Raw genomic sequence first — 6,876 nt, 5'->3', positions numbered from 1 at the left:
CCTTTGTTCCATGTCGTGACAATGCCGGACAAGCTCTTGCTGACAATGGCATCGTCTGACGATTCGATAATGGCCGCGAGAAAGGCTGCGGCATCATAAGCGGGCGGTACCAGCTGGGCAGTAGCGCGTTTTTCTCGATCACCCAAACTCGTCTACGCCCCAGTCTGATGTTCAATAGAGCCACTGACGAGAGCAATAACGTCTCCTCCGTTCTGGCGGGAGACAGCAGCCTCTCAGGTGCCTGAGCCTAGCATTCGCGGCGTCATAACGAATATGTAGCGCGGAAGCGTACACAGGCAATGTGCGGAACCGAAGAAGCGATCGAAGCCGGAGAAGAAGCTGACAATCCTATCTCTGCCAATTTGTTTGCAAGTCGATCGTTGCGAATTCCGGGGTCACACCAAACCGCTTTGCCTACCCGTCAGCATAGGTCTGGGCGTATCGCTCACCGCCGCTTGGAACTCCGCTCTCCATCCCGCGTCAAATATAACCTTCTGTCTATAAGATCAGATAAAACACTAATAATAAGTTGTTATTGTTGGCGTGTGAATAAATTGTATAATTATATGAATATAATATTCCGCTGGCTTAGTATGATGCGTCTACTGATACTTGGAATTCTTAGCATTTACTCGACTAGATACACGTTTGGCTGCACGCTTGACGAATTAACCAGCTGTCAAAACCTGAACCAATCTTGCGTCAACCAATGCGTTACCCTTCAAGACGCCAAACTGCGAGACAACTGCCTCTATGGCGGCGACGGGTGCAAAGTACGGTCCGACGCCTGCTACGCTCAATGCGCCGGGTTTAGACCTCCGATCAAATCGAAATCGAAAACACGTCGGATCACTTTGACACAGACGGCCTCCCAGTAACCCTCGGAGAGACAGCGTCGTTTGGCTGCTTCGAGGAGCGGCTCATGCAAAAGTTCTACTCCATTTAAGGCGAGGGGAGGAGCTGGATCTGGATACAGAAGGCCTGGAGTTCGCCAGTGCTGCGGAAACTTACGACCAGGCAGTCGAGGCGGCTAGAGAGATGCTTGCCGAAGGCATCTTGGCAAAGCGACCAATTGACGCCGACTGCTTCGAAATTGCATTGGAAGACGGCGCGACCGTCGCGTTGGTTCCCTTCGCGTCTGTTATCCCGGACGGATGATCTTACCACGGGCTAATCGCACCAATCGTTCGATCGCTTTGGCGGCCATGTCCCGGCAAACCCTCGCGGAGCAGTTTCTTGCCGCGGCACCCTCATATAAGGGGCTGAGGGATGTTGCTGATGAGGTGGCGGTTTATGCCTTGGAATGATGCAGAACTGGGGGTTGAGTAATCGTCGATGAAGGGGGGCGTTTCCAGACCTAAGTCCGATTGTCGCCGGTAACCAGATGGCTACATGATTAACGATGACAAAAACTGAAATCCTCATTGTCGTTGCTTTGTTGCTTACCGTCTTTGCTTTATTCACCTTTGGCGAAATCTCAGAAATACTCCTGTCCCCAAAGGCGCTTGGCGCAACCCCTTTTCTCATTTTGAGTTCCCCGCCTTGGCGGCAAGATGCACCACCGTCGGTCTCACACGTCGTCATCTTCCATGTCGGCGATGTTTTCGGCCATCGCAATGGCGTGCTCGGATAGAACGGCAGCCACATTGTCGAGAAGTAGGTTTGAACGGGCCCATCGATGGTCGACAGGTGGATTTAGTACATTAGGAATGGGAAATGAATTTCCACAATCAACATCTTAGTACAGATAAATGGTGCCGCTTACGTGACTCGAACACGTGACCCCATCATTACGAATGATGTGCTCTACCGACTGAGCTAAAGCGGCATTTGGCGGCCGAAGAGTGCGGCCTGCGATTTGCATGGCGCTGATACAAGCATTGTCTGAAGATTTCAAGCACCCTGTCACGCCTTTGGCAAAAAAGAGGGCGGGGTGTGGAAGACCCTCAGAGCGAGAGGCGGGCGCGGGCGGCCCTGTATTCGGCCTCCAGCCGGTCGACGAGCTTGGCCACCGGCTCCACGGCCTTGACCGCGCCGATGCCCTGGCCGCTGCCCCATATGTCCTTCCAGGCCTTGGCGCCGCCGGTCGCCTGCTCGAAATCCATCTTGGAGGGATCGGCGACGGGCAGGTTGTCCGGGTCCATGCCGGCGGCGATGATGGAGGGTTTGAGATAGTTGCCGTGCACGCCGGTGAAATAGTTGGAGTAGACGATGTCGTTGGCTGCCCCGTCGACGATCGCCTGCTTGTAGGCGGGCGCGGCACGCGCCTCTTGCGTTGCGATGAAGGGCGAGCCGATATAGGCCATGTCGGCGCCCATCGCTTCTGCGGCCAGAATGGCGCCGCCGGTCGCGATCGCGCCGGCAAGCAGCAGTGGCCCGTCGAACCATTCGCGGATTTCCTGGACGAGCGCGAAGGGCGACAGCGTGCCGGCATGGCCGCCGGCGCCTGAAGCCACCGCGATCAGCCCGTCCGCGCCCTTGCGGATCGCCGAATGGGCGTGGCGGTTGTTGATAATGTCGTGCAGCACGATGCCGCCATAGGAATGCACGGCGGCGTTGACCTCGGGCACGGCGCCGAGCGAGGAGATGACGATCGGCACCTTGTATTTGACGCAGAGCGAAAGGTCGTGCTCCAGCCGCTTGTTCGACATGTGGACGATCTGGTTGACGGCAAAGGGTGCGGCCGGCCGTTGCGGATGGGCTGCATCGTGGCGGGCGAGCTCCTCGGTGATCTCGGCCAGCCATTCGTCGAGCTGGCTTACCGGTCGGGCGTTCAGTGCCGGAAAGGCACCGACGACGCCCGCCTTGCATTGCGCCAGGGTCAGTGCCGGATGCGAGATGATGAAGAGCGGCGAGCCGATCACCGGCAATCTGAGTTTATCCTTGAGGATCGGGGGCAGGGCCATGGTTTACCGCTCGCATTGACGTTTACGAAAACGTCAAATCTCATAACAGAGAAGAAAAGCCGATAAAAGAGCGGCCGCCACGCCTTCGTCGATTTCACGCCGATATATCAGGCAGAGATGGCGGGCAAGGTAAGCCCCGGGAGCCGCGAAAGCTGGCGATTATCGCCGCCGATCAGCGGCGGGCGGGGCTGCAAGGCTTGCGGTTTGCCGCGCTTGCCGCTACCGAATTTTGATGGAGAACGGCGGGGACGGCAGTCCGATGCCGGGTTCGAAGTGAAGGACTTGACGTGAGCGGATTAGAAACGGCCATCAGAACAGCGCTCGAAAATGCCGATCGCGACAATCCGGAGGTTCGAGCGAGGATCTACCAATCGGCCCGCCAGGCGCTGGAAGCCGGCCTGCGCAAGCAGGATATCACCGATGCCGATGCCGTCGCCCATCACCGCCATCGCCTGGAAACCACCATCCACGCCATCGAAAGCGAGGAGCGCGACCGGCTTCACCCGCGCCAGAGACCGCCTGAAGTGCCGGTGCCGCCCGTCGTCGAAATGCCGCCGGCTCGCCGTGGCGATGTGGCCGATATCGACAGCCTGATCGACAGCCCGGTGGCGGCAGGCGAGACCCGCGCGCCCGAAGTGATCATGCACCGCAGCGACGAGTCGAGGCTCGACGATGTGCATGCGAGCAATGCCGATCACCTCTCCGCCGCCCCGGTCGGCGACGAGCGGCTCGCGCGCGGCCAGCGCGCCGCCAACATGGATTTCCGTCCGGAGCGGGCGGCCGGCCGCCGCAAGCCTCGCAAGTTCTTCTCGAGGCTTCTCGTCTGGTGTGTGCTGCTCGCCTTCATCGGCATCGGCGCCTGGTGGGCCTATACGTCGGGCCTGCTCCTGACGGCGGCCGAGCGCGACACCAGCGTCGCCAATCCGCCGGCCAGCACCCAGCCGGAGGATTTCACCGGCAATGACGACAGCGCCGATAATGCGGCCGCCCACACCGATCAGCCGGTGACCATCGATCCGCAGAATAGTTTTTCGGCCGATTGGATCCCGGTGTTCAAGCCGGACGAGGTCGACAAGATCAAAAGCGGCCCGCGGGCGCGCACCGAAAAGATCACTGAGAATGACGGGCCGGCCGTGCGCCTGATTTCCGAAAGCGGTGCGGCTGACGGTAATATTTCGGTCAGTGTTCCCGCCTCTGTACTGCAGCAGCTCGCCGGCAAATCCTCAACCATCGCGCTGACGCTGCAATCGACCAGCGATGAGCCGACCCAGGTGACGGTCGAATGCAATTTCCAGTCGCTCGGCAATTGCGCCCGCCATCGCTTCAGCGTCACCCGCGAAAAGTCGGATGCGCTGCTGCAGGTGAGCTTCGACCGCTCGCTGGCGCCGAATTCGCCCGGTACGCTTGTCATCAACAGCGATCTCGACGGCAAGGCGCGCGGCATCAACTTGTTCGCGATCCGCATCCTGCCGGGGCAGTGACGTCTCTTTCCAGCGGCCTGCGGCCTATTTCAGGAATCCGGGACCGGAGCCGATGATCTCCTCGTCGATCTCGCCGAGTGCCGCTTTGTCCTTGCCGTCATAGTCCATCCTGTCGAGCATGTGACGAATGAGCTGCAGACGCGCACGCCGCTTGTCATTGGCGCGGATGACGGTCCATGGCGCGAAATCAGTATGGGTTTCCTTGAGCATGCGGTCGCGCTTTTCGCTGTAATCGCCCCATTTCGTCAGCGCCGCGACATCCATCGATGACAGCTTCCAGACTTTCAGCGGATCGTGCCTGCGATCATGGAAACGCTTGAGCTGCATCTCCCGGCCGATATCGAGATAAAACTTGAAGAAGAAGATACCCTCATGGGCAATGATCTTTTCGAGCTGCGGCGCCTGCTTGAGGAAACCTTCATATTGCTGCGGCGTGCAGAAGCCCATGACCGGTTCGACGCCGGCGCGGTTGTACCAGGAGCGGTCGAACAGCACGAATTCGCCTGCGGTCGGGAATTGCGCGACATAACGCTGGAAATACCATTGCCCCTGCTCGCGCTCGGTCGGCTTGGCGAGCGCGACGACGCGCGCAAGGCGCGGGTTCATATGCGCCGACGAGGCCGAAATGGCGCCGCCCTTGCCGGCCGCGTCGCGCCCCTCGAACAGCGCCATCACCCGCTTGCCGGTCGCCTGAAGCCAGAACTGCACCTTGACGAGTTCCGCCTGCAGTTTTTCCAGCTGCTCCAGATAGTCCTCCTCGTTGAGTTTCTTCTTGTAGGGAAACCCGCCGGACTCGAGGGCGTTTTCCTCCACCCAGTCCGGCAGGACCGGATCATCGACGTCGAAGATGCGTTTCTTGCCGCGGATATCGAGCTCCACCGCCCTGCTTTCGACAGTCTCGCCCATATGCTCCTCCTGCGCTGGTGGTCCTCTTGCCGTAGGCGAACATATTTGCCGTTGAAAATCAAATCTTTCGCGTTTGGCCGGTGATTTTTCCCGAGCCTGCGCTGAAGTCTTTCGCTTGACCGGCGCCAGCCGAAAACTTCTGTCATGAATTGCCGCTATCAGGCAGAGTTCAATATAGAGAAAACGAATCGACGCCTCGAGGCCCACTTGCAAGACGAAACCCCCTGGAGAAAAAGCCTGCTGGCGCGCATCCGGCGCGAACGTCCGGTGCTGCTTGCGGCCATCCTCAGCGCGCTTGCCGCCCTTGCCGCCGGGATGAACAAGTGGGTGGTGCTCGCTCTCCTGCTCGTCATGATCTTGACCGCGCTGTTCAAGGAGGCGCCTGTCGTCAAGGCGGAACCCGTCGAGCCGGCGGCAGCGGAGCCGCAAGTACCGCCAAGCCGCCTGCCTGACGTTTCCGCCACACTTGCCGGGCTCGATATTCCCGCCATGGTGCTGTCGGACGACGCCTCGGTGCTGTTCCAGAACCCTGCCGCCGAAAAGGCCTTCGGTGAGGTGGCGCTCGGCGCGCATATATCGGCCCGGCTGCGCTCGCCCGGCGTGCTCGACATGGTGCGCGAGACTATCGCCACCAACGCGCCGAACCAGATCGAGCATGCCGAGCGGCTGCCGTCCGAGCGCGTCTATATCGTCCGCAGCGCGCCTGTCGAATTCCAGGCCGAGGGCCAGCGGGAGCGGTTTTTCATCCTGTCCTTCCGCGATATATCTGAGGTCCGCCGCATCGACCGCATGCGGTCGGATTTCGTCGCCAATGCCAGCCATGAGCTGCGCACGCCGCTTGCTTCATTGCGCGGCTTCATCGAAACCATTCAGGGGCCGGCGAAGAACGATCAGAAGGCGCAGGCGCAGTTTCTGGGCATCATGCTCGATCAAGCGACGCGCATGAGCAGGCTGGTCGATGATCTGTTGTCGCTCTCCCGCCTGGAGTTGAAATCGCACATCGCGCCGGACGAGAAGGTTGACCTTGTGCCGCTGCTCGGCCATGTCCGCGACTCGCTGGTGCCGCTCGCCAGGGATGTCGGCGTCGACATCAACCTGCATCTGCCCGACGGCCAGGTGGAGGTGCTGGGGGATCGCGACGAGCTTGTCCAGGTCTTCGAGAACCTGATCGAGAATGCCTGCAAATATGGTCAGGAAGGCAAGATCGTCGACGTCTGGCTGAAGAACGGCGCCGGCGCCCCGGTGGAGGTCAGCATCATCGACAAGGGTCCGGGCATCCCGGCCGAGCACGTGCCGCGTCTGACGGAGCGCTTCTACCGCGTCAGCATCGAGGACAGCCGCTCGAAGAAAGGCACCGGCCTCGGCCTTGCCATCGTCAAACATATCCTCACCCGCCACCGCGCCCGGCTGATCGTCAAGTCCGAGGTAGGCAAGGGCACCGATTTTACGGTGCGGTTCTAGCGTGGTACGCGACGCGAGCGATAAGCGATGCGTACCGCGGACGCTGCCCCTCACCCTAACCCTCTCCCCGTAAACGGGGCGAGGGGACGTGCCCTGTGAAAACTGGGTGGGGGACGGAGAGG

At 60.2% G+C, this 6,876-nt stretch carries 5 protein-coding genes, 1 tRNA gene and 1 pseudogene; 3 read left to right on the top strand and 4 right to left on the bottom strand.

The window, feature by feature from the left end:
- Nucleotides 1-113 (bottom strand): annotated as a pseudogene (locus tag CO660_RS34220) (histidine kinase); the annotation flags it as partial.
- Between the two features lie 1,289 nt (nt 114-1,402).
- On the opposite strand from CO660_RS34220, the gene CO660_RS33055 reads away from it, so the two are divergent.
- Nucleotides 1,403-1,633: a hypothetical protein gene (locus CO660_RS33055; RefSeq protein ID WP_141504965.1), complete on the top strand. Its 231-nt coding sequence runs from the start codon at nt 1,403-1,405 to the stop codon at nt 1,631-1,633.
- 119 nt (nt 1,634-1,752) lie between these two features.
- On the opposite strand, the gene CO660_RS31935 is transcribed toward CO660_RS33055, so the two are convergent.
- Nucleotides 1,753-1,828: transfer RNA gene (locus CO660_RS31935), tRNA-Thr, on the bottom strand.
- A 118-nt stretch (nt 1,829-1,946) separates the two neighbouring features.
- Complete coding sequence (locus tag CO660_RS31930; protein ID WP_097601843.1) at nt 1,947-2,906, bottom strand: nitronate monooxygenase family protein; 960 nt, start codon at nt 2,904-2,906, stop codon at nt 1,947-1,949.
- Between the two features lie 287 nt (nt 2,907-3,193).
- Here CO660_RS31930 and CO660_RS31925 point away from each other — a divergent pair, with 287 nt between their 5' ends.
- Nucleotides 3,194-4,387: a regulator gene (locus CO660_RS31925; protein ID WP_097601841.1), complete on the top strand. Its 1,194-nt coding sequence runs from the start codon at nt 3,194-3,196 to the stop codon at nt 4,385-4,387.
- A 24-nt stretch (nt 4,388-4,411) separates the two neighbouring features.
- On the opposite strand, the gene ppk2 is transcribed toward CO660_RS31925, so the two are convergent.
- Nucleotides 4,412-5,293, bottom strand: coding sequence for a polyphosphate kinase 2 (gene ppk2, locus CO660_RS31920; protein WP_097601840.1), 882 nt, complete (start codon nt 5,291-5,293; stop codon nt 4,412-4,414).
- Between the two features lie 240 nt (nt 5,294-5,533).
- Here ppk2 and phoR point away from each other — a divergent pair, with 240 nt between their 5' ends.
- A complete protein-coding gene (phoR, locus tag CO660_RS31915; protein ID WP_097601847.1) occupies nt 5,534-6,754 on the top strand; it encodes a phosphate regulon sensor histidine kinase PhoR in 1,221 nt (406 codons plus the stop codon).
- The last annotated feature ends 122 nt before the right edge of the window (nt 6,755-6,876 follow it).

Source organism: Rhizobium sp. L9, from assembly GCF_002531885.1.
GTDB lineage: Bacteria > Pseudomonadota > Alphaproteobacteria > Rhizobiales > Rhizobiaceae > Rhizobium.
The sequence above is the reverse complement of the archived record's forward strand: the minus strand, read 5'-3'. Positions and strand labels throughout refer to the sequence as shown.

Excerpts from the sequence above, each read along its gene's own strand:
- CO660_RS31930 (WP_097601843.1), bottom strand. The coding sequence starts at position 2,906 with ATGGCCCTGCCCCCGATCCTCAAGGATAAACTCAGATTGCCGGTGATC.
- CO660_RS33055 (WP_141504965.1), top strand. The coding sequence starts at position 1,403 with ATGACAAAAACTGAAATCCTCATTGTCGTTGCTTTGTTGCTTACCGTC.
- ppk2 (WP_097601840.1), bottom strand. The coding sequence starts at position 5,293 with ATGGGCGAGACTGTCGAAAGCAGGGCGGTGGAGCTCGATATCCGCGGC.